Genomic DNA, 20,145 nt, shown 5'->3' on the forward strand with positions numbered 1-20,145 from the left:
TGGGAACCCATACATGAACACAACCAGCAGTACCGCCTATAACTACAAGGTGGTCCGCCAATTCGCCATCATGACGGTGGTGTGGGGAATCGTCGGGATGGGGCTCGGCGTCTTCATCGCCGCCCAGCTCGCCTGGCCTTCCCTCAACTTCGACCTCCCCTGGACCAGCTTCGGCCGCCTGCGCCCCCTGCATACCAATGCGGTGATCTTCGCCTTCGGCGGCTGTGCGCTGTTCGCCACCTCCTATTATTCGGTGCAACGCACCTGCCAGACCACCCTGTTCGCACCAGGCCTGGCCGCGTTCACCTTCTGGGGCTGGCAACTGGTGATCCTGCTGGCGGCCATCAGCCTGCCGCTGGGCTACACCAGCTCCAAGGAATACGCCGAACTGGAATGGCCGATCGACATCCTGATCACCATCGTCTGGGTGAGCTACGCCATCGTGTTCTTCGGCACGCTGATGAAGCGCAACACCAAGCACATCTACGTCGGTAACTGGTTCTTCGGCGGCTTCATCCTCACCGTGGCGATGCTGCACGTCGTCAACAACCTGGAACTGCCGGTCAGCCTGACCAAGTCCTACTCGGTCTATGCCGGCGCCACCGATGCCATGGTGCAGTGGTGGTACGGCCACAACGCCGTGGGCTTCTTCCTGACCGCGGGCTTCCTGGGGATGATGTACTACTACGTGCCCAAGCAGGCCGAACGCCCGGTGTATTCCTATCGCCTGTCGATCGTGCACTTCTGGGCACTGATCACCCTGTACATCTGGGCCGGCCCGCACCACCTGCACTACACCGCCCTGCCCGACTGGGCACAGTCGCTGGGCATGGTGATGTCGCTGATCCTGCTGGCACCAAGCTGGGGCGGCATGATCAACGGCATGATGACCCTGTCCGGCGCCTGGCACAAACTGCGCAGCGACCCGATCCTGCGCTTCCTGGTGGTGTCGCTGGCGTTCTACGGCATGTCCACCTTCGAAGGCCCGATGATGGCCATCAAGACGGTCAACGCCCTGTCCCACTACACCGACTGGACCATCGGCCACGTGCACGCCGGCGCCCTCGGCTGGGTGGCGATGATCTCGATCGGCGCGCTGTACCACACCATCCCGAAAGTGTTCGGCAAGGAGCGCATGTACAGCATCGGCCTGATCAACGCGCACTTCTGGCTGGCCACCATCGGCACCGTGCTGTACATCGCCTCGATGTGGGTCAACGGCATCGCCCAGGGCCTGATGTGGCGCGCGGTCAACAGCGACGGCACGCTCACCTACTCGTTCGTGGAAACCCTGGTGGCCAGCCACCCAGGCTTCATCGTGCGCTTCGTCGGCGGTGCGATCTTCCTCAGCGGCATGTTCCTGATGGCCTGGAACACCTGGCGCACCGTGCGTTCGCCGGCGCTCGATGTCGCCCCTGCGAACGCCCAGCTGGCTTGAGGAGACCTGCCTGATGAAACATGAAGTCATCGAGAAAAACGTCGGCCTGCTGGCCCTGCTGATGGTGTTTGCCGTCAGTATCGGCGGCCTGACCCAGATCGTCCCGTTGTTCTTCCAGGACGTCACCAACAAGCCGGTGGAAGGCATGAAGCCCTACACCGCGCTGCAGCTGGAAGGCCGCGATATCTACATCCGCGAAGGCTGCGTGGGCTGCCACTCGCAGATGATCCGCCCGTTCCGCGCCGAAACCGAGCGCTATGGCCACTACTCGGTGGCTGGTGAAAGCGTGTGGGACCACCCGTTCCTGTGGGGTTCCAAGCGCACCGGGCCGGACCTGGCCCGGGTCGGTGGCCGCTACTCGGACGACTGGCACCGTGCGCACCTGTACAACCCGCGCAACGTGGTACCGGAGTCGAAGATGCCGTCGTACCCATGGCTGGTCGCCCAGCAGGTCGACAACAGCCATACCGACACCAAGATGCGCACCCTGCGCACCTTGGGCGTGCCGTACACCGACGATGACATCGCCGGGGCCCGCGACGCGGTCAAGGGCAAGACCGAGATGGACGCCCTGGTCGCCTACCTGCAGGTGCTCGGCACCGCGATCAAGAACAAGAGGTGAATGCGATGGGAATGGACATCGGCATGATCCGCGGCCTGGGCACCCTGGTGGTGATGATCGCCTTCATCGGCCTCACCCTGTGGGTATTCAACCGCCGCCGCGACCGTGATTTCGCCGAAGCGCGCCTGCTGCCCTTCGTCGACGACCGCCTGCCCTCTGCCGGACAGGCACCTGCTGCAAAAAGGAGTAACGGGCAATGACCACCTTCTGGAGTACGTACATCTGCGTACTGACCATCGGTAGCCTGATTGGCCTGACCTGGCTGCTGCTCGCCACCCGCAAGGGCCAGAGCAACAACACCACCGACCAGACCATGGGCCACAGCTTCGACGGCATCGAGGAATACGACAACCCGCTGCCCAAGTGGTGGTTCTGGCTGTTCGTCGGCACCCTGGTGTTCTCGGTCGGTTACCTGATCCTCTACCCGGGCCTGGGCAACTGGAAGGGCATCCTGCCGGGCTATGAAAATGGCTGGACCGGCGCCAACGAATGGCAGAAGGAGATGGACAAGGCCGACGCAAGATTCGGCCCGATCTTCGCCAAGTATGCTGCCATGCCCGTGGAAGAAGTGGCCAAGGACCCGCAGGCGCTGAAAATGGGCAGCCGCCTGTTCGCCTCGAACTGCTCGGTGTGCCACGGCTCGGACGCCAAGGGTGCCTATGGCTTCCCCAACCTCACCGACAAGGACTGGCGCTGGGGCGGCGAGGCGGAAACCATCAAGGCGTCGATCATGAATGGTCGCCACGGCGTGATGCCGGCCTGGGCCGAAGTGATCGGCGAGCAGGGCGTGGCGGATGTGGCCGCGTTCGTGCTCACCAACCTCGATGGCCGCAGCCTGCCGGAAGGGATCAAGGCCGACGCCGCCAAGGGCAAGGAAATCTTCGCCGGCAACTGCGTGGCCTGCCACGGGCCTGAAGGCAAGGGCACCCCGGCCATGGGCGCGCCAGACCTGACCCACCCGCAGGCGTTCATCTACGGTTCGAGCTTTGCCCAGCTGCAGCAGACCATTCGCTATGGTCGCCAGGGTCAGATGCCGGCGCAGGCGGAGATCCAGGGCAACGACAAGGTGCACCTGCTGGCGGCTTATGTGTATAGCCTGTCGCAGGATCAAGCTTCGCCAGACCTGACTGCCAAGTAACACCCATTCGCGGGCTCGCCCGCTCCCACAGGTTAACCACAGATTTCAAGCATTGTGGTGAACCTGTGGGAGCGGGCAAGCCCGCGAAGGGCTGCAAAGCAGCCCCTCTCCCCGCTCTACCCCTCCTTGCACCCCCTCCGAACAGAACTAAGCTTGTTGCCTCAGTGGGCCTCGCTCCGAAAGGAGCGAAGCAGACGCGGCGCGTAGCCTGTCGCCGTCCCGATAAAAAGCTTGACCGATCGATCAGAAAAAGGCGAAAAACGGTACACATTACAAATATTTATTTGTGTACAATCGTCCAGACCCGATCGCTGCGGGACATCAGTGAACGGGCTCGGGCACGGGTCGGCGTACCAAAGTTGCGTTGCGGTAACCCCGGTGGTTATCAATACTGGCGCCGATTTTTCGACCAACAAGAACATCAAAACCGTGGAACCTTAGCAATGAGCACAGCAATCAGTCCGACTGCTTATAACTATAAGGTCGTCCGCCAGTTCGCCATCATGACGGTGGTCTGGGGGATCCTTGGCATGGGCCTCGGCGTCTTCATCGCCTCGCAGCTGGTATGGCCGCAACTGAACCTGGACCTGCCCTGGACCAGCTTCGGCCGCCTGCGCCCGCTGCACACCAACCTGGTGATCTTCGCCTTCGGGGGCTGTGCGCTGTTCGGCACCAGCTACTACGTGGTGCAGCGCACCTGCCAGACCCGGCTGATCTCCGACAGCATGGCCGCCTTCACCTTCTGGGGTTGGCAGGCGGTGATCGTCGGGGCGCTGATCACCCTGCCGATGGGCTACACCACCACCAAGGAATACGCCGAGCTCGAGTGGCCGCTGGCGATCCTGCTGGCCATTGTGTGGGTCACCTACGGGCTGGTGTTCTTCGGCACTATCGTCAAGCGCAAGACCAAGCACATCTATGTCGGCAACTGGTTCTACGGCGCCTTCATCGTGGTTACCGCGATGCTGCACATCGTCAACCACATCTCACTGCCGGTAAGCCTGTTCAAGTCGTACTCGGCCTACTCCGGCGCCACCGACGCGATGATCCAGTGGTGGTACGGCCACAACGCCGTGGGCTTCTTCCTCACCACCGGCTTCCTGGGGATGATGTACTACTTCGTACCCAAGCAGGCCGAACGCCCGATCTACTCGTATCGCCTGTCGATCGTGCACTTCTGGGCACTGATCACCCTGTACATCTGGGCCGGCCCGCACCACCTGCACTACACCGCCCTGCCTGACTGGGCACAGTCGCTGGGCATGGTCATGTCGATCATCCTGCTGGCGCCAAGCTGGGGCGGCATGATCAACGGCATGATGACCCTGTCCGGTGCCTGGCACAAACTGCGCACCGACCCGATCCTGCGCTTCCTGGTGGTGTCGCTGGCGTTCTACGGCATGTCCACCTTCGAAGGCCCGATGATGGCCATCAAGACCGTGAACTCGCTGTCGCACTACACCGACTGGACCATCGGCCACGTCCACGCCGGTGCCCTCGGCTGGGTGGCGATGATCTCGATCGGCGCCGTATACCACATGATCCCGCGCCTGTATGGCCGCGAGCAGATGCACAGCGTCGGCCTGATCAACGCGCACTTCTGGCTGGCTACCATCGGTACCGTGCTGTACATCGCCTCGATGTGGGTAAACGGCATCACCCAGGGCCTGATGTGGCGCGCCATCAACGATGACGGCACCCTCACCTACTCCTTCGTCGAAGCCCTGCAGGCCAGCCACCCTGGCTATATCGTCCGCGCCCTGGGCGGTGCGTTCTTCGCCACCGGCATGCTGCTGATGGCCTACAACGTGTTCCGTACCGTACGTGCCGCCAACCCGGCACAGGCTGAGGAAGCCGCCAAGATCGTCGTCGTGGGAGCGCACTGATGAAGCATGAAGCCGTCGAGAAGAACATAGGCCTGCTGGCCTTCTTCATGGTCATCGCCGTGAGCGTCGGTGGCCTGACCCAGATCGTCCCGCTGTTTTTCCAGGACGTCACCAACAAACCCGTGGAAGGCATGAAGCCGCGCACCGCGCTGGAACTTGAAGGCCGCGATATCTACATCCGCGAAGGCTGCGTGGGCTGCCACTCGCAGATGATCCGCCCGTTCCGTGCCGAAACCGAACGCTACGGCCATTACTCGGTGGCCGGCGAGAGCGTGTGGGACCACCCGTTCCTGTGGGGCTCCAAGCGTACCGGGCCGGACCTGGCGCGGGTCGGTGGCCGCTACTCCGATGACTGGCACCGTGCGCACCTGTACAACCCGCGCAACGTGGTACCGGAATCGAAGATGCCGTCGTACCCGTGGCTGGTCGAGCACAAGCTCGACGGCAAGGACACCGCGAAGAAGATGGAAGTGCTGCGCACCCTCGGCGTGCCGTACACCGACGCCGACATCGCCGGGGCCCGCGACGCGGTCAAGGGCAAGACCGAAATGGACGCCATCGTCGCGTACCTGCAGGGTCTTGGCACCATCATCAAGAGCAAACGGTGACGCTGATGGATATCGGGATGATTCGCGGCCTGGGCACCGTCGTGGTGATGGTGGCCTTCGTGGGCCTGGCGCTGTGGGTGTTCAACCCACGGCGCAAGAAGGACTTCGACGAAGCGACCCAACTGCCCTTCGCGGATGACCCCGAAGCCAGCCGGCACGTCGAGCAAGCAAAAGCTTCTGGGAGCAAAAAACAATGACAACCTTCTGGAGTCTGTACGTTACCGTCCTGACCCTGGGCACCATCTTCTCGTTGACCTGGCTGCTGCTGTCGACCCGCAAGGGCCAGCGCGAAGAGGTCACCGACGAAACCGTCGGGCATGCCTTCGATGGCATCGAGGAGTACGACAACCCGCTGCCGAAATGGTGGTTCTGGCTGTTCGTCGGTACCATCGTCTTCGCCCTCGGCTACCTGGTGCTGTACCCGGGCCTGGGCAACTGGAAAGGCGTCCTGCCGGGCTACTCGTACTTGGATAACGACAAGCAGACCGAGTTTTCCAACGGCCAGCCGGGCTGGACCGGCGTGCACGAGTGGGAAAAGGAAATGGCCAAGGCCGACGCCCGCTTCGGGCCGATCTTCGCCAAGTTCGCCGCCATGCCCATCACCGAGGTGGCCAAGGACCCGCAGGCCCTGAAGATGGGCGCGCGGCTGTTCGCTTCCAACTGCTCGGTGTGCCACGGCTCCGACGCCAAGGGTGCCTTCGGCTTCCCTAACCTCACCGACAACGACTGGCGCTGGGGCGGCGAGCCAGACACCATCAAGACCACCATCATGGGCGGTCGCCACGGCGTGATGCCGGCCTGGGCAGAGGTGATCGGTGACCAGGGCGTGGCCGATGTGGCCGCGTTCGTGGTCAGCAAGCTCGATGGCCGCACCCTGCCAGAGGGCGTGAAGGCCGATGCCGAGAACGGGCAGAAGATCTTCGCCGCCAACTGCGTGGCCTGCCACGGGCCGGAGGGCAAGGGTACGCCAGCCATGGGCGCGCCGAACCTGACCCATCCGCAGGCGTTCATCTACGGTTCGAGCTTTGCCCAGTTGCAGCAGACCATCCGCTACGGTCGCCAGGGGCAGATGCCGGCCCAGGAGCAGTTGCAAGGGAATGACAAGGTGCACTTGCTGGCGGCTTATGTGTACAGCCTGTCGCAGCAGGCCGAACCGGCCAAGGCCGAGTAAGGCAGGCCCGGCCTCTTCGCGGGCTTGCCCGCTCCCACAGGTTCCCCACCAGTCTTGAGGTTGGTGTTGTCCCTGTGGGAGCGGGCAAGCCCGCGAAGGGGCCGGTAAAGGCACAGCATTTCTTGCAGGCTGATGACCTGGATCAATTGACACCTGCCATAACACGATTCATACCACGAACCCAACGCGACTAAAGGTCGCAGTGCAGCCCCATACTGCCATCAGCGGCGTATCATGGGCCGCAGAGCGCTAGCAGATTGCGCGAGACTGCGGCCGGCACGCACTGGCTGCGGCGTTTCTCCACTGCCGTGGGACTTGATGATGAGCAAGCAAATTCCGGTACATGACGTCACCCCGCCTGCCAACAAAGGGAAGGATTCCGTCGACCTCTACGCCTCCCGGGAAAAGATCTACACCCGTGCCTTCACCGGCCTGTTCCGACGCCTGCGCATGGTCGGCGGGGCTGTGCTGTTCCTGCTGTACTTCGGCACCGTATGGCTGAACTGGGGTGGCCACCAGGCCGTGTGGTGGAACCTGCCCGAGCGCAAGTTCTACATCTTCGGCGCCACCATCTGGCCGCAAGACTTCATCCTGCTTTCTGGCATCCTCATCGTGGCCGCCTTCGGCCTGTTCTTCATCACTGTGTTCGCCGGCCGGGTGTGGTGCGGCTACACCTGCCCGCAAAGCGTGTGGACCTGGATTTTCATGTGGTGCGAAAAGGTCACCGAGGGCGATCGCAACCAGCGCATGAAGCTCGACAAAGCCCCCATGAGCGGCAACAAGTTCCTGCGCAAGTTCGCCAAGCACAGCCTGTGGCTGCTGATCGGCTTCGTCACCGGCATGACCTTCGTCGGCTATTTCTCGCCGATCCGTGAACTGGCCACCGAATTCTTTACCGGCCAGGCCGACGGCTGGGCCTACTTCTGGGTCGGCTTCTTCACCCTCGCCACCTACGGCAACGCCGGCTGGCTGCGCGAGCAGGTGTGCGTGTACATGTGCCCCTACGCGCGCTTCCAGAGCGTGATGTTCGACAAGGACACGCTGATCGTTTCCTACGACCCGCGCCGTGGCGAAACCCGCGGCCCGCGCAAAAAAGACCTGGACTACAAGGCTGCGGGCCTGGGCGACTGCATCGACTGCACCATGTGCGTGCAGGTCTGCCCCACCGGCATCGACATCCGTGACGGCTTGCAGATCGAGTGCATCGGCTGCGCCGCGTGCATCGACGCCTGCGACAACATCATGGACAAGATGAACTACCCCAGGGGGCTGATCAGCTACACCACCGAACACAACCTGTCCGGGCAGAAGACCCACATGCTGCGCCCGCGCCTGATCGGCTATGCCGTGGTCCTGCTGGTGATGATGGTCGGCCTGGCCACCGCCTTCGCCACCCGTTCGCTGGTCGGTTTCGACGTGAGCAAGGACCGCGTGCTGTACCGCGAGAACGCCCAGGGCCGGATCGAGAACGTGTACAGCCTGAAAGTGATGAACAAGGACCAGCGTGACCACGTCTACGTGCTGGACGCCACCGGCCTGCCGGACCTGAAGCTTGAAGGCCAGCGCGAAATCCGCGTGGACGCTGGTGACATCGTCAGCCTGCCGGTGCAGCTGTCGATCGCGCCCGAGAAACTGCCATCGACCACCAACGAAATCACCTTCATCCTCAAGAGCGCCGATGACAGCGACGCCCAGGTTGAAGCCAAGAGCCGCTTCATCGGCCCACAGATCCGCTGAGAGAGATAACCCACAATGCCTGCCACCGCCGCCAGCCCCTGGTACAAGCACCTCTGGCCCTGGATCATCATCGGCATCCTCGCCACCTCGGTGTGCCTGAGCCTGACCATGGTCAGCATCGCCGTGCACAACCCGGACAACCTGGTGAACGACAACTACTACGAGGCTGGCAAGGGCATCAACCGCTCGCTGGACCGAGAACTGCTGGCGCAGACGCTGGGCCTGAAGGCCGGCGTGCACCTGGACGAGCTGACCGGCGAAGTGGATGTGCGCCTGGCCGGCAACAGCGACCCGCAGAGCCTGGAGCTGAACCTGATTTCGCCAACCCAGCCGGAGAAAGACCGCAAGGTGCTGCTGAGCCGGGTCGAGGCTGGGCGCTATGTGGGGCAGCTGGAGGACAAGGTTGACGGGCGGCGCTTCGTTGAGCTGCTGGGTAGCGAAGGTGGCCAGGTTTGGCGCTTGTTCGAGGAAGAAAAGGTGGAGCATGGTGTGACCTTGCAGCTGGGTGATGAAGCGCTGCAGGGTGCCGAGCACCAGCAGTAGCAACACCGCTAATCCCTGTGGGAGCGGGCATGCCCGCGAATGCGATAGCCCAGGCAACGGTGTTTTCAGGCCTGCCGCTTTCGCGGGCATGCCCGCTCCCACAGGGTTTCATATCTGCCTGACCAGTCGTGCCTGCCTTATGACCCAGCCCACCCCCTGCTACCACTGCGCCCTGCCCGTCCCCGCCGGCAGCCGCTTCAACGCCGTGGTCCTCGGCCAGCCCCGGCAGTTCTGCTGCCCCGGCTGCCAGGCGGTGGCCGAGTCGATCGTCGCCGGTGGCCTGGAGCACTACTACCAGCACCGCAGCGACAACAGCGCCAACCCCGAGGCCCTGCCCAGGCAGCTACAGGACGAACTGGCCCTCTACGACCGCAGCGACGTTCAGCAAACCTTCGTTCGCCATGCTGGCGACCTGGCCGAGACCACCCTGCTGGTCGAAGGCATCAGCTGCGCCGCCTGCGGCTGGCTGATCGAAAAGCACCTGCGCAACCTGCCCGGCGTCGCCGAGGCGCGCCTGAACCTGTCCAACCACCGCCTGCTGCTGAACTGGGATGACAAGCAACTGCCGCTCTCGCGCCTGCTCGCAGAGCTGCGCCAGATCGGCTACGCCGCCCACCCCTACCAGCCCGACCAGGCCGCCGAGCAACTGGCCCGCGAGAACCGCAGCGCCCTGCGCCGCCTGGGCGTGGCCGGGCTGCTGTGGTTCCAGGCAATGATGGCAACCATGGCCACCTGGCCGGAATTCAACATCGACCTGTCGCCCGAACTGCACACCATCCTGCGCTGGGTGGCGCTGTTCCTCACCATCCCCATCGTGTTCTACAGCTGCGCACCGTTCTTCAAGGGCGCGGCACGCGACCTGCGTACCCGCCACCTGACCATGGACGTTTCGGTGTCGCTGGCCATTGGCCTGGCCTTCGGCGCCGGCATCTGGACCGCCATCACCGGCAGTGGCGAGCTGTATTTCGACACCGTGGGCATGTTCGCGCTGTTCCTGCTCACTGGCCGTTACCTGGAGCGCCGCGCCCGCGAACGCACCGCCGCGGCCACTGCGCAGCTGGTCAACCTGCTGCCGGCCTCGTGCCTGCGCCTGGACGCCGCCGGCCGCAGCGAGCGCATCCTGCTCAGCGAACTGCAGCGCGGTGACACGGTGCAGGTGCTGCCAGGAGCGGTAATCCCCGCCGACGGGCGCATCGTCGAAGGCCGCTCCAGCGTCGATGAATCGTTGCTGACCGGTGAATACCTGCCGCAACCACGGCGGGTCGGCGAGCGGGTCACCGGCGGCACCCTGAACGTCGAAAGCACCCTGAACGTGGAAGTCGAAGCCCTCGGCCACGACTCGCGGTTGTCGGCCATCGTCCGCCTGCTGGAACGCGCCCAGACCGAAAAACCACGCCTGGCCGAAATCGCCGACCGGGCCTCGCAGTGGTTCCTGCTGTTCTCGCTGCTGGCCGCTGCGGCCATCGGCCTGTGGTGGTGGCACCTGGACCCGGCGCGGGCGTTCTGGATCGTGCTGGCCATGCTGGTAGCGACCTGCCCTTGCGCGCTGTCCCTGGCCACGCCAACGGCGCTTACTGCGGCCACCGGCACCTTGCACAAGCTCGGCCTGCTGGTCACCCGTGGCCATGTGCTGGAAGGCCTGAACCAGATCGACACGGTGATTTTCGACAAGACCGGCACCCTGACCGAGGGCCGCCTGACCTTGCGCAGCATTCGCCCGCTCGGCAGCCTGCCCGCCGACCGCTGCCTGGCCCTGGCCGCAGCGCTGGAGAACCGCTCCGAACACCCCATCGCCCGTGCCTTCGGCCGTACCGCCACGCCTGCTGACGACGTGCAGACCGTGCCGGGCCTGGGCCTGGAAGGGCTGGTCGAAGGCCAGCGCCTGCGCATTGGCCAGGCCACCTTCGTCTGCGCCCTGAGCGGCGCGGAAATCCCCGGTGTGCCAGAGCCGCGCGGCCAGTGGCTGCTGCTGGGCGACCGTCAGGGGCCGCTGGCCTGGTTCGGCCTGGACGACCGCCTGCGCGACGACGCCCCTGCCCTGCTGGCGGCCTGCAAGGCCCGTGGCTGGCGCACGCTGCTGCTGTCGGGCGACAGCTCGCCGATGGTTGCCGAAGTGGCCGCACAGCTGGCCATCGACCAAGCCATCGGCGGCCTGCGCCCGGACGACAAACTGGACCGGCTGAAGGCGCTGCAGGCGGCCGGGCGCAAGGTGCTGATGCTGGGTGACGGGGTCAACGACGTGCCGGTACTGGCCGCCGCCGACATCAGCATCGCCATGGGCAGCGCCACCGACCTGGCCAAGACCAGCGCCGACGCCGTGCTGCTGTCCAACCGCCTGCAGGCGCTGGTACAGGCCTTCGAGCTGGCCCGCCGCACCCGCCGCAACATCCTCGAGAACCTGCTGTGGGCGACCTTGTATAATGGCCTGATGTTGCCGTTCGCCGCGCTTGGCTGGATCACCCCGGTTTGGGCAGCCATCGGCATGTCGGTCAGTTCACTGATCGTGGTACTCAACGCCCTGCGCCTGACCCGCCTGCCCCTGCCATCGGGCCTGCCAGCGAACGAAGCGCCCTTGCCCGGGAGGAAGTCGTCATGCCCGCACTCTATGTCATGATCCCCGCAGCCCTGCTGCTGGTCGGCGTGGCCGTGTACATCTTCTTCTGGGCGGTGGACAGCGGCCAGTACGACGACCTGGAAAGCCCTGCCCACAGCATCCTGTTCGACGACCAGGACCCGCGCCACCAGGCGGCGGTGAAGCCTGACGACAACCAGGCCGACACCGACAAGGAACCCCCACCCCGTGCCTGACCTGCTGCCCCTGCTGGGCTCGGCGTTGGTCCTCGGCCTGCTCGGCGGCGGCCACTGCCTGGGCATGTGCGGCGGTCTGATGGGCGCGCTGACCCTTGCCATACCACCCGAACAACGTGGCCGGCGCTTGCGCCTGCTGCTGGCGTACAACCTTGGGCGTATTCTCAGTTATGCCTGTGCCGGCCTGCTGCTGGGCCTGGCCGGCTGGGCCGTGGCCAGCAGCCCGGCGGCGCTGGCACTGCGGGTGGTGGCGGCGCTGCTGTTGATCGCCATGGGGTTGTACCTGGCCGGCTGGTGGAGCGGGCTGACCCGCATCGAGGCGCTGGGCCGGGGGCTGTGGCGGCATATCCAGCCGCTGGCGTCGCGCTTGCTGCCGGTGTCCAGCGTGCCTCGGGCGTTGTTGCTGGGGGCCTTGTGGGGGTGGTTGCCGTGCGGGTTGGTGTACAGCACCTTGCTGTGGGCGGCCAGCCAAGGCAATGCCGGGTACAGCGCGGCGCTGATGCTGGCTTTCGGCGTGGGGACTTGGCCGGTATTGCTGGCTACCGGATTAGCCGCGGAGCGAGTAAACATTTTGTTGAAAAGACGCAGTGTGCGGGCGGCTGGCGGAGTGCTGGTGATGCTGTTTGGTATCTGGACAATGCCTGGACCGCACCAGCATTGGTTGATGGGGCATTGATGGGGGCCGCTTTGCGACCCTTCGCGGGCATGCCCGCTCCCACAGGATCATGTGTACCCCTGTGGGAGCGGTCAAGCCCGCGAAGGGCTGCAGAGCAGCCCCAATGCCCTTGATACAAATCAACACAGATTCCTACAGACGGCCATAGACTCCGGGGCACTGCTGCTCTTTCCGGGGACCGCCCTCATGCTCGACGACCTTCGTTGGGATACCGACCTGATCCGCCGTTACGACCTGGCCGGACCACGCTACACCTCTTACCCGACCGCCGTGCAGTTGCACAGCGAAGTGGGCTCGTTCGACCTGCTCCACGCCCTGCGCGAAAGCCGTCGGGCCGCGCGCCCGCTGTCGCTGTACGTGCATGTGCCGTTCTGCGCCAACATCTGCTACTACTGCGCCTGCAACAAGGTGATCACCAAGGACCGCGGCCGCGCTGCGCCCTACCTGCAGCGCCTGGAGCAGGAAATCCAGCTGATCGCCTGCCACCTCGACCCTAAACAGCGTGTCGAGCAGCTGCATTTCGGCGGCGGCACGCCAACTTTCCTCAGCCATGTGGAACTCCGCCAGCTGATGGCCACCCTGCGCCAGCACTTCCACCTGCTGGACGACGACTCCGGCGACTACGGCATCGAGATCGACCCGCGCGAAGCCGACTGGTCGACCATGGGCCTGCTCCGCGAACTGGGCTTCAACCGCGTCAGCCTGGGCGTGCAGGACCTCGACCCGGCCGTGCAGCGCGCGGTCAACCGCCTGCAGAGCCTGGAGCAGACCCGCACCCTGATCGAAGCCGCGCGCACCTTGCAGTTCCGCTCGATCAACCTCGACCTGATCTACGGCCTGCCCAAGCAAACCCCGGAAGGCTTTGCCCGCACCGTCGAAGAAGTGATCCGCCTGCAACCCGACCGCCTGTCGGTGTTCAACTACGCCCACCTGCCCGAGCGCTTCATGCCGCAACGGCGCATCGACAGCAATGACCTGCCCAGCGCGGCCGCCAAGCTGGAGATGCTGCACGCCACCATCGACCAGCTGACCGCAGCCGGCTACCGCTACATCGGCATGGACCACTTCGCCCTGCCCGACGACGAGCTGGCCGTCGCCCAGGAAGAAGGCACCCTGCAGCGCAACTTCCAGGGTTACACCACCCATGGGCACTGCGACCTGATCGGCCTGGGCGTTTCGGCCATCAGCCAGATCGGCGACCTGTACTGCCAGAACAGCAGCGACCTCAACACCTACCAGGACAGCCTGTCCAACGCCCAGCTGGCCACCCAGCGCGGCCTGCTGTGCAATCACGACGACCGCATCCGCCGGGCAGTGATCCAGCAACTGATCTGCCATTTCGAGCTGGATTTCGAGCCGATCGAACAAGCCTTCACCATCGATTTTCGCGGCTACTTCAACGACCTCTGGCCAGAGCTGCTGACCTTGCAGCGCGACGGCCTGATCCGCCTGGACGACAAAGGCATCCGCATCCTGCCGGCCGGCCGCCTGCTGGCGCGCTCGGTGTGCATGGTGTTCGACGCCTACCTGGCGATGCACAACCGCCAGCGCTTCTCGCGGGTGATCTGAACCGAGTCGTTCAACCGCATGGACAAAGCTCCTTGCCAGGCACACCATGGGCACAGCGAAGGCCCCGGCGCACACCCGCCGGGGCCGGGCCAGCTCGCACCACAACAGCGCACGCTGGCCTACAACCTACGCCGTGAGTTACCCTTACGTCTTATGTGTGCTTTCCCACAAGGATCGAATGAAAATGTCCGAGCCAGTCAAACTGCGCCCACACAACCAGGCCCATTGCAAGGACTGCAGCCTGGCCCCCCTGTGCCTGCCTCTGTCGCTCAACCTGGAAGACATGGATGCACTGGATGAAATCGTCAAGCGTGGGCGGCCGTTGAAAAAAGGCGAGTTCCTGTTCCGCCAGGGCGACAATTTCGGCTCGGTCTACGCGGTACGTTCCGGCGCGCTGAAAACCTTCAGCCTCAGCGACAGCGGCGAAGAGCAGATCACCGGCTTCCACCTGCCCAGCGAGCTGGTCGGCCTGTCGGGCATGGACACCGAAGCCTACCCGGTGTCGGCCCAGGCCCAGGAAACCACCTCGGTGTGCGAAATCCCGTTCGAACGCCTCGACGAGCTGTCGGTGCAGCTGCCGCAGCTACGCCGCCAGCTGATGCGGGTAATGAGCCGGGAAATCCGCGACGACCAGCAGATGATGCTGCTGCTGTCGAAAAAGACCGCTGACGAGCGTATTGCCACCTTCCTGGTCAACCTGTCGGCACGCTTCCGCGCCCGCGGTTATTCGGCCAACCAGTTCCGCCTGAGCATGTCGCGCAACGAAATCGGCAACTACCTGGGCCTGGCGGTAGAAACCGTTTCGCGGGTGTTCACCCGCTTCCAGCAGAACGGCCTGATCCGTGCCGAAGGCAAGGAAGTGCACATTCTCGACCCGATCCAGCTGTGCGCGCTGGCCGGTGGAGCAATGGAGGCCTGAGGCCGGCGTTTAGCGGGTATACTTGGGCATTCGTTTTCCCAGGATACCCGCAACAATGCACAGCGACGCCTTCGACCTCAAAGCCCTGATCCGCCCGGTAGTGGACTTCCCCAAACCGGGCGTGATCTTCCGCGATATCACCCCGCTGTTCCAGTCGCCGCGCGGGCTGCGCTATGTGGCCGACCAGTTCATCGAACGCTATGTCGAAGCCGAGTTCAGCCACATTGGCGCCATGGACGCGCGGGGCTTCCTGATCGGCTCGATCATCGCCCACCAGCTGAACAAGCCACTGATCCTGTTCCGCAAGCAGGGCAAGCTGCCGGCTGATGTGCTGAGCGAGGGTTACCAGACCGAGTACGGCGAAGCCTTCCTGGAAGTGCATGCCGACAGCCTGTGCGAAGGGGATTCGGTGTTGATCTTCGATGACTTGATTGCTACTGGCGGTACGCTGCTGGCAGCGGCCAACCTGGTGCGCCGGACCGGTGCGCGGGTGTTCGAGGCGGCGGCGATCATCGATCTGCCGGAGCTGGACGGGTCGCGCCGGCTGCAGGCGGCCGGGGTACCGACTTTCTGCCTGACCGAGTTTTCACTCAGCGAATACTGAGTATTCGAGGGCGCTTTGCGCCCTATCGCCGGCAAGCCAGCTCCCACAAGTACGGCGCTGCCATCAGCCCTGCGGCAACCCTGTGGGAGCTGGCTTGCCGGCGATGGGCCGCAAAGCGGCCCCAACCATTCTGAATCAGAGCGAAATCGGCCGACGCCCCGCAAACGCATGGGCCAAGGTCCCACCATCCACCAGCTCCAGCTCGCCGCCCAGCGGCACGCCATGGGCAATCCGCGACGCCACCAGGCCCTTCTCGCTCAGCAACTGGGCAATGTAATGCGCCGTCGCCTCCCCTTCCACCGTCGGGTTGGTCGCCAGGATCACCTCGGTGAAGGTGCCCTGCTCCTCGATCCGCGCCATCAGTTGCGGAATCCCGATCGCCTCAGGCCCCAACCCGTCCAGCGGCGACAAGTGGCCCTTGAGCACGAAGTAGCGGCCACGGTAGCCGGTCTGCTCCACTGCATACACATCGGTCGGCCCTTCGACCACACACAACTGGGTATCGTCACGGCGCGTGTCGGCGCATTGCGGGCACAGCTCCTGCTCGGTCAGGGTGCGGCACTGACGGCAATGCCCAACTCCCTCCATGGCCTGGGTCAAGGCCTGGGCCAGGCGCAGGCCGCCGCTGCGGTCACGCTCGAGCAGTTGCAGGGCCATGCGCTGGGCGGTTTTCTGGCCGACACCCGGGAGAATACGCAGGGCATCGATCAGTTGGCGGATGAGAGGGCTGAAGCTCATGGGAAAGGCCTGACAATTCAATAAGAGGCGGTTTATACCCAGCGGGGGCAGTGGCGTCAAATCAGCCATGCGACCTACGCGGTCCGCTTTTTTGTGGGAGCGGCCTTGTGTCGCGAAAGGGGCGCGAAGCGGCCCCGGGATTTCAGCTTCGCAGCGTGAATTGCCGGGGCTGCTGCGCAGCCCTTTCGCGACACAAGGCCGCTCCTACAAAGACCGCGCAGGCTGCAGGAACGCACAAAAAAACCGCCGCTGTCATCAGCGGCGGTTTTCGGTAACGCAAATGCCCTTAGAACGGCATCTTGAAGCCCGGCGGCAGCTGCATGCCGGCGGTCATGCTGCCCATCTTGTCCTGGCTGTTCTGCTCGACCTTGCGCACGGCGTCGTTCAGCGCGGCGGCGATCAGGTCTTCCAGCACTTCCTTGTCGTCTTCATCAGTCGACATCAGGCTCTGGTCGATGCTGACACGCTTGACGTCGTGACGACCGGTCATCACCACGCTCACCAGGCCACCACCGGACTGGCCGGTGACTTCGGCGTTGGCCAGCTCTTCCTGCATCTTCTGCATCTTTTCCTGCATCTGCTGGGCCTGCTTCATCAGGCCGGCCATGCCACCTTTCATCATGGGGGTATACCTCGATTGGGTCATGTGATGCGGCCCGGCACCGGGCCGGCCGCATGGTTATCCATTACTGGCCCTGATTAACCAGGGCTTCTACAGGCTCAATAGTATCCTGCCGCACCTTGGCGCCGAACAACTTGATCATCTGCTGGATCAACGGATCCTGCTCGATCGAGGTGACTGCGTCCTGCTGGCGCTCGGCGCGTTTGCGTGCCGCTGCCTGGGCCGGGGTTTCCTGCTCGGGCAGGATCAGCTCGATGCGCAGGTTCAGCGTGCGCCCCAGGTGCTGGTTGAGCGCTTCGTTGAGGCGCCGCTGCTGGGTGGCGTTGAACAGCGCACCCTGGCCAGGGTCCAGGTGCAGCAGCCAGTCGTCGCCATCGGCGGCAATCAACGTACAGTTTGCCGCGATGTTGCCTGTCATCCCGGATACAGGCAACTGTGGGAATAATTCCAGCCATTGCAGGGCCAGGCCGGTGGCCGGCTTGGCTGCGGGCAGCGGTTCGGCTGCCGGCTTGGGTGCTTCTTCCTGGACGTGTTCGGCCAGTTCGTCCAGGTAGCTGAAGCCGACCGGGTCGCTTTCGCCGCCGTAATAGTCTTCGTCCAGGGGCGGTTCATCGTCGCGGTCCATGCCTACTGCGGCATAAGCGGACGGGTCGAAAGGTGGCTCGTCGTCGTGTGCCGGGGCGGCAGGTGCCGGCGTGGGTGCAGGGGGCGGAGCAGGAGCCAGCGCAGGCTCGGCCACTACCGGTGCAGGCGCTGGCGCGGGCTCTTCCCATGGCAGGTCAACCACCTCTGCCACGGGTTCTGGTGCTGGCTCAGGTTCGCTGACCGGGGCAGGCTCAGCCGCCACCACAGGTTCGACAACCGGCTGTGGCGCTGGCTCGACCGGTGCGGGCGCCTGCACTTGTTGCGCGGCAACCGGTGCAACAGGCTCCACGACAGCAGCGGCCGGCGGCGCCACGGCAACCGCCGGCGCTGCCACCGGTGTTGCAGGATCAGCTGTGGCCTGGCTGATCCCCACTGGCTTTAGTACCGGCTTCGGCGCGTCGTCGGTGTCGGCCGGGCGGAACGCCAGCATGCGCAGCAGGACCATTTCGAAACCACCGCGCGGGTCCGGCGCAAGTGGCAGATCACGGCGGCCGATCAGGCCCATCTGGTAATAGAACTGCACGTCCTCGGCTGGCAATGCCGAGGCCAGCGCCAGCACACGCTCACGGTCACCCTGGCCGTTGTCCACCGCTTCCGGCAGCGCCTGGGCAATGGCAACGCGGTGCAGCACATTGAGCATCTCGGCCAGCACGCCGGCCCAGTCCGGCCCCTGCTCGGCCAGGTTGCGCACGGCCTCGAGCAAGGCCCGGGCATCGCCTTCGAGCAGCGCCTGCAGCACCCCGTAAACCTGACCATGATCGAGGCTGCCGAGCATGGCCCGCACGTCGGCGGCCAGTACCTTGCCTTCGCCAAAGGCGATGGCCTGGTCGGTCAGGCTCATGGCGTCGCGCATCGAACCATCGGCCGCGCGCCCCAGCAGCCACAGGGCATCCGGCTCGAACGGCACGTTCTCGGCAGCCAGAACGTGGCTAAGGTGCTCGACCACCCGCTCCGGGCTCATGTTCTTCAGCGAGAACTGCAGGCAGCGCGACAGGATGGTGGCCGGCAGTTTCTGCGGGTCGGTGGTGGCGAGGATGAACTTGACGTAGGGCGGCGGCTCTTCCAGCGTCTTGAGCAAGGCGTTGAACGAGTGTGTCGAGAGCATGTGCACTTCGTCGATCAGGTAGACCTTGAAGCGCCCACGGCTCGGGGCGTACTGCACGTTATCGAGCAGTTCGCGGGTGTCCTCGACCTTGGTGCGGCTGGCGGCGTCGATCTCGATCAGGTCGACGAAACGGCCTTCGTCGATCTCCCGGCACACCGAGCAGGTGCCGCAGGGCGTGGAGGTGATGCCGGTTTCGCAGTTCAGGCACTTGGCGATGATACGGGCAATGGTGGTCTTGCCTACACCCCGGGTACCGGTGAACAGGTAGGCATGGTGCAGGCGCTGGTTGTCCAAGGCATTGATCAAGGCCTTGAGCACATGGGTCTGGCCGACCATTTCGCGGAACGAGCGCGGACGCCATTTACGTGCAAGAACCTGATAACTCATCGAAAAACCATCGTAGCCTGATCGAGCGGAAGATCGCTAATGCTAGCGGAGCGGGGGCAAAATTGCACCCTGCGCAAGTCGTCTAAGCTTTGAAACTGGCGCGCCATCCAGGGAGGATTGCCTTTGCGAAGACTGCTGGCCCTGTTGCTGCTGTGGAGCACCTACAGCCAGGCTGAACAGCCCGTGTTGCGTTTTTCTGTCGCCGAGAGCTGGAGCATGCCGCTGGTCCGCATCGAAAGCGACCAGCCGGTGGAAGGTTTGCTGTACGACCTGATGCAGGCCTTGGCCAAGGAGGTGGGCGTACGCCCCGAATACCACGTCATGGCCCGCCTGCGCCTGCAGGAGGCGATGAACAGCGGCGATATAGATGTGCGCTGCTATGTCAGCACCCAGTGGTTCAATGACCGGCCGGGGGATTTTGTCTGGAGCATCCCGCTGCTGCACCAGCGAGACCTGCTGGTAGGCCGCGCTGGCGACAGTACTCCGCTGCCCCCGGAGCAACTGCCTGCCCAGGCCATCGGCACAGTGCTTGGCTACACCTATTCGACCTTGCAACCGCTGCTGGACCAGGGCCGCCTGCACCGCGAGGACAGCCGCAGCCAGTTGCTGGTGCTACAGAAGCTGCAAGCCGGGCGCTATCGGCATGCGGTAAGCAACCAGCTGTCGTTGCAGTGGTTCAACCAGGGTCTGCCCGCCGAGCAGCAGTTGCAGGCGCTGGCGGTGCTGGAGGATCAGGACCTGGGGTGCATGATACGCAATGACCCGGCGATACCGACCCAAGGGCTGCTGCGGGCGCTGGTGCGGATGAAGCAGTCGGGGGAGATCGAGCGGATTGTGCAGCGGTATGGGGGGATGGGCGATCCAACCCCTATGTCTGTGGCTCGCCCCTGAACCCTGGAGTATCGGCAGCAATCTCTGACTCAAAATCT

The 20,145-nt window shown here is 64.4% G+C and carries 20 protein-coding genes; 17 read left to right on the forward strand and 3 right to left on the reverse strand.

What is annotated here, in order from left to right; all coding sequences use genetic code 11:
* Nucleotides 1-13 precede the first annotated feature (13 nt).
* From ccoN (CAG44_RS03630) to CAG44_RS03710, 16 genes are all read left to right on the forward strand, one after another.
* Nucleotides 14-1,438: a cytochrome-c oxidase, cbb3-type subunit I gene (gene ccoN, locus CAG44_RS03630; RefSeq protein ID WP_013973491.1), complete on the forward strand. Its 1,425-nt coding sequence runs from the start codon at nt 14-16 to the stop codon at nt 1,436-1,438.
* Nucleotides 1,439-1,451: 13 nt separating this feature from the next.
* On the forward strand, nt 1,452-2,060 hold the full coding sequence (gene ccoO, locus CAG44_RS03635) for a cytochrome-c oxidase, cbb3-type subunit II (protein ID WP_013973492.1): 609 nt from the start codon (nt 1,452-1,454) through the stop codon (nt 2,058-2,060).
* A gap of 5 nt (nt 2,061-2,065) precedes the next feature.
* Complete coding sequence (locus CAG44_RS03640) at nt 2,066-2,260, forward strand: cbb3-type cytochrome c oxidase subunit 3 (protein WP_025340008.1); 195 nt, start codon at nt 2,066-2,068, stop codon at nt 2,258-2,260.
* Entirely contained in the window at nt 2,257-3,198 is a 942-nt protein-coding gene (gene ccoP, locus CAG44_RS03645) for a cytochrome-c oxidase, cbb3-type subunit III (protein ID WP_085592825.1), read from the forward strand. Before CAG44_RS03640 ends, ccoP (CAG44_RS03645) begins: the two co-directional genes overlap by 4 nt.
* 443 nt (nt 3,199-3,641) lie before the next feature.
* Entirely contained in the window at nt 3,642-5,084 is a 1,443-nt protein-coding gene (gene ccoN / locus CAG44_RS03655) for a cytochrome-c oxidase, cbb3-type subunit I (protein WP_015271137.1), read from the forward strand.
* A complete protein-coding gene (ccoO, locus tag CAG44_RS03660) occupies nt 5,084-5,692 on the forward strand; it encodes a cytochrome-c oxidase, cbb3-type subunit II (protein ID WP_013973496.1) in 609 nt (202 codons plus the stop codon). The genes ccoN (CAG44_RS03655) and ccoO (CAG44_RS03660) overlap by 1 nt, the downstream gene beginning before the upstream one ends.
* A gap of 5 nt (nt 5,693-5,697) precedes the next feature.
* Entirely contained in the window at nt 5,698-5,889 is a 192-nt protein-coding gene (locus CAG44_RS03665; RefSeq protein ID WP_003259925.1) for a CcoQ/FixQ family Cbb3-type cytochrome c oxidase assembly chaperone, read from the forward strand.
* Complete coding sequence (gene ccoP, locus CAG44_RS03670; RefSeq protein WP_046615057.1) at nt 5,886-6,863, forward strand: cytochrome-c oxidase, cbb3-type subunit III; 978 nt, start codon at nt 5,886-5,888, stop codon at nt 6,861-6,863. Before CAG44_RS03665 ends, ccoP (CAG44_RS03670) begins: the two co-directional genes overlap by 4 nt.
* A 321-nt stretch (nt 6,864-7,184) precedes the next feature.
* Nucleotides 7,185-8,600, forward strand: coding sequence for a cytochrome c oxidase accessory protein CcoG (gene ccoG / locus CAG44_RS03675; RefSeq protein WP_085592829.1), 1,416 nt, complete (start codon nt 7,185-7,187; stop codon nt 8,598-8,600).
* 15 nt (nt 8,601-8,615) lie between these two features.
* Nucleotides 8,616-9,143 (forward strand): FixH family protein, encoded by a 528-nt coding sequence (locus tag CAG44_RS03680; RefSeq protein ID WP_085592831.1) that lies wholly within the window; start codon nt 8,616-8,618, stop codon nt 9,141-9,143.
* Between the two features lie 139 nt (nt 9,144-9,282).
* On the forward strand, nt 9,283-11,757 hold the full coding sequence (locus tag CAG44_RS03685) for a heavy metal translocating P-type ATPase (RefSeq protein WP_085691610.1): 2,475 nt from the start codon (nt 9,283-9,285) through the stop codon (nt 11,755-11,757).
* Nucleotides 11,736-11,951, forward strand: coding sequence for a cbb3-type cytochrome oxidase assembly protein CcoS (gene ccoS, locus CAG44_RS03690; RefSeq protein ID WP_025340014.1), 216 nt, complete (start codon nt 11,736-11,738; stop codon nt 11,949-11,951). The genes CAG44_RS03685 and ccoS overlap by 22 nt, the downstream gene beginning before the upstream one ends.
* Nucleotides 11,944-12,627, forward strand: a complete 684-nt coding sequence (locus tag CAG44_RS03695) for a sulfite exporter TauE/SafE family protein (RefSeq protein WP_085691611.1) — start codon at nt 11,944-11,946, stop codon at nt 12,625-12,627. The genes ccoS and CAG44_RS03695 overlap by 8 nt, the downstream gene beginning before the upstream one ends.
* Nucleotides 12,628-12,813: 186 nt before the next feature.
* Nucleotides 12,814-14,196 (forward strand): oxygen-independent coproporphyrinogen III oxidase, encoded by a 1,383-nt coding sequence (gene hemN, locus CAG44_RS03700; RefSeq protein ID WP_085691612.1) that lies wholly within the window; start codon nt 12,814-12,816, stop codon nt 14,194-14,196.
* A 184-nt stretch (nt 14,197-14,380) separates the two neighbouring features.
* Nucleotides 14,381-15,115, forward strand: a complete 735-nt coding sequence (fnrA, locus tag CAG44_RS03705; RefSeq protein WP_015271145.1) for a Crp/Fnr family transcriptional regulator FnrA — start codon at nt 14,381-14,383, stop codon at nt 15,113-15,115.
* Between the two features lie 55 nt (nt 15,116-15,170).
* Nucleotides 15,171-15,719 carry an adenine phosphoribosyltransferase gene (locus tag CAG44_RS03710; protein WP_085691613.1) on the forward strand — a complete coding sequence of 183 codons (549 nt, stop codon included), beginning with the start codon at nt 15,171-15,173 and terminating at the stop codon, nt 15,717-15,719.
* A gap of 135 nt (nt 15,720-15,854) precedes the next feature.
* On the opposite strand, the gene recR is transcribed toward CAG44_RS03710, so the two are convergent.
* The 3 genes from recR to dnaX all read right to left on the reverse strand — a co-directional run bounded on the left by recR (nt 15,855) and on the right by dnaX (nt 19,216).
* On the reverse strand, nt 15,855-16,457 hold the full coding sequence (recR, locus tag CAG44_RS03715; RefSeq protein WP_003259670.1) for a recombination mediator RecR: 603 nt from the start codon (nt 16,455-16,457) through the stop codon (nt 15,855-15,857).
* Between the two features lie 286 nt (nt 16,458-16,743).
* Nucleotides 16,744-17,079 carry a YbaB/EbfC family nucleoid-associated protein gene (locus CAG44_RS03720; RefSeq protein ID WP_003259671.1) on the reverse strand — a complete coding sequence of 112 codons (336 nt, stop codon included), beginning with the start codon at nt 17,077-17,079 and terminating at the stop codon, nt 16,744-16,746.
* 64 nt (nt 17,080-17,143) lie between these two features.
* The gene (gene dnaX / locus CAG44_RS03725; RefSeq protein ID WP_085691614.1) at nt 17,144-19,216 is read right to left on the reverse strand and encodes a DNA polymerase III subunit gamma/tau; all 2,073 of its coding nucleotides are present in this window, start codon (nt 19,214-19,216) and stop codon (nt 17,144-17,146) included.
* Between the two features lie 123 nt (nt 19,217-19,339).
* Here dnaX and CAG44_RS03730 point away from each other — a divergent pair, with 123 nt between their 5' ends.
* Nucleotides 19,340-20,107: an ABC transporter substrate-binding protein gene (locus CAG44_RS03730; protein ID WP_085691615.1), complete on the forward strand. Its 768-nt coding sequence runs from the start codon at nt 19,340-19,342 to the stop codon at nt 20,105-20,107.
* Nucleotides 20,108-20,145: the final 38 nt, after the last annotated feature.

It is taken from the genome of Pseudomonas sp. B13(2017) (assembly GCF_002113245.1).
GTDB classification, from domain to species: Bacteria; Pseudomonadota; Gammaproteobacteria; order Pseudomonadales; family Pseudomonadaceae; genus Aquipseudomonas; species Aquipseudomonas putida_Z.

Excerpts from the sequence above, each read along its gene's own strand:
- ccoN (WP_013973491.1), top strand. The coding sequence starts at position 14 with ATGAACACAACCAGCAGTACCGCCTATAACTACAAGGTGGTCCGCCAA.
- ccoO (WP_013973492.1), top strand. The coding sequence starts at position 1,452 with ATGAAACATGAAGTCATCGAGAAAAACGTCGGCCTGCTGGCCCTGCTG.
- CAG44_RS03640 (WP_025340008.1), top strand. The coding sequence starts at position 2,066 with ATGGGAATGGACATCGGCATGATCCGCGGCCTGGGCACCCTGGTGGTG.
- ccoP (WP_085592825.1), top strand. The coding sequence starts at position 2,257 with ATGACCACCTTCTGGAGTACGTACATCTGCGTACTGACCATCGGTAGC.
- ccoN (WP_015271137.1), top strand. The coding sequence starts at position 3,642 with ATGAGCACAGCAATCAGTCCGACTGCTTATAACTATAAGGTCGTCCGC.
- ccoO (WP_013973496.1), top strand. The coding sequence starts at position 5,084 with ATGAAGCATGAAGCCGTCGAGAAGAACATAGGCCTGCTGGCCTTCTTC.
- CAG44_RS03665 (WP_003259925.1), top strand. The coding sequence starts at position 5,698 with ATGGATATCGGGATGATTCGCGGCCTGGGCACCGTCGTGGTGATGGTG.
- ccoP (WP_046615057.1), top strand. The coding sequence starts at position 5,886 with ATGACAACCTTCTGGAGTCTGTACGTTACCGTCCTGACCCTGGGCACC.
- ccoG (WP_085592829.1), top strand. The coding sequence starts at position 7,185 with ATGAGCAAGCAAATTCCGGTACATGACGTCACCCCGCCTGCCAACAAA.
- CAG44_RS03680 (WP_085592831.1), top strand. The coding sequence starts at position 8,616 with ATGCCTGCCACCGCCGCCAGCCCCTGGTACAAGCACCTCTGGCCCTGG.
- CAG44_RS03685 (WP_085691610.1), top strand. The coding sequence starts at position 9,283 with ATGACCCAGCCCACCCCCTGCTACCACTGCGCCCTGCCCGTCCCCGCC.
- ccoS (WP_025340014.1), top strand. The coding sequence starts at position 11,736 with ATGCCCGCACTCTATGTCATGATCCCCGCAGCCCTGCTGCTGGTCGGC.
- hemN (WP_085691612.1), top strand. The coding sequence starts at position 12,814 with ATGCTCGACGACCTTCGTTGGGATACCGACCTGATCCGCCGTTACGAC.
- fnrA (WP_015271145.1), top strand. The coding sequence starts at position 14,381 with ATGTCCGAGCCAGTCAAACTGCGCCCACACAACCAGGCCCATTGCAAG.
- CAG44_RS03710 (WP_085691613.1), top strand. The coding sequence starts at position 15,171 with ATGCACAGCGACGCCTTCGACCTCAAAGCCCTGATCCGCCCGGTAGTG.
- recR (WP_003259670.1), bottom strand. The coding sequence starts at position 16,457 with ATGAGCTTCAGCCCTCTCATCCGCCAACTGATCGATGCCCTGCGTATT.
- CAG44_RS03720 (WP_003259671.1), bottom strand. The coding sequence starts at position 17,079 with ATGATGAAAGGTGGCATGGCCGGCCTGATGAAGCAGGCCCAGCAGATG.
- dnaX (WP_085691614.1), bottom strand. The coding sequence starts at position 19,216 with ATGAGTTATCAGGTTCTTGCACGTAAATGGCGTCCGCGCTCGTTCCGC.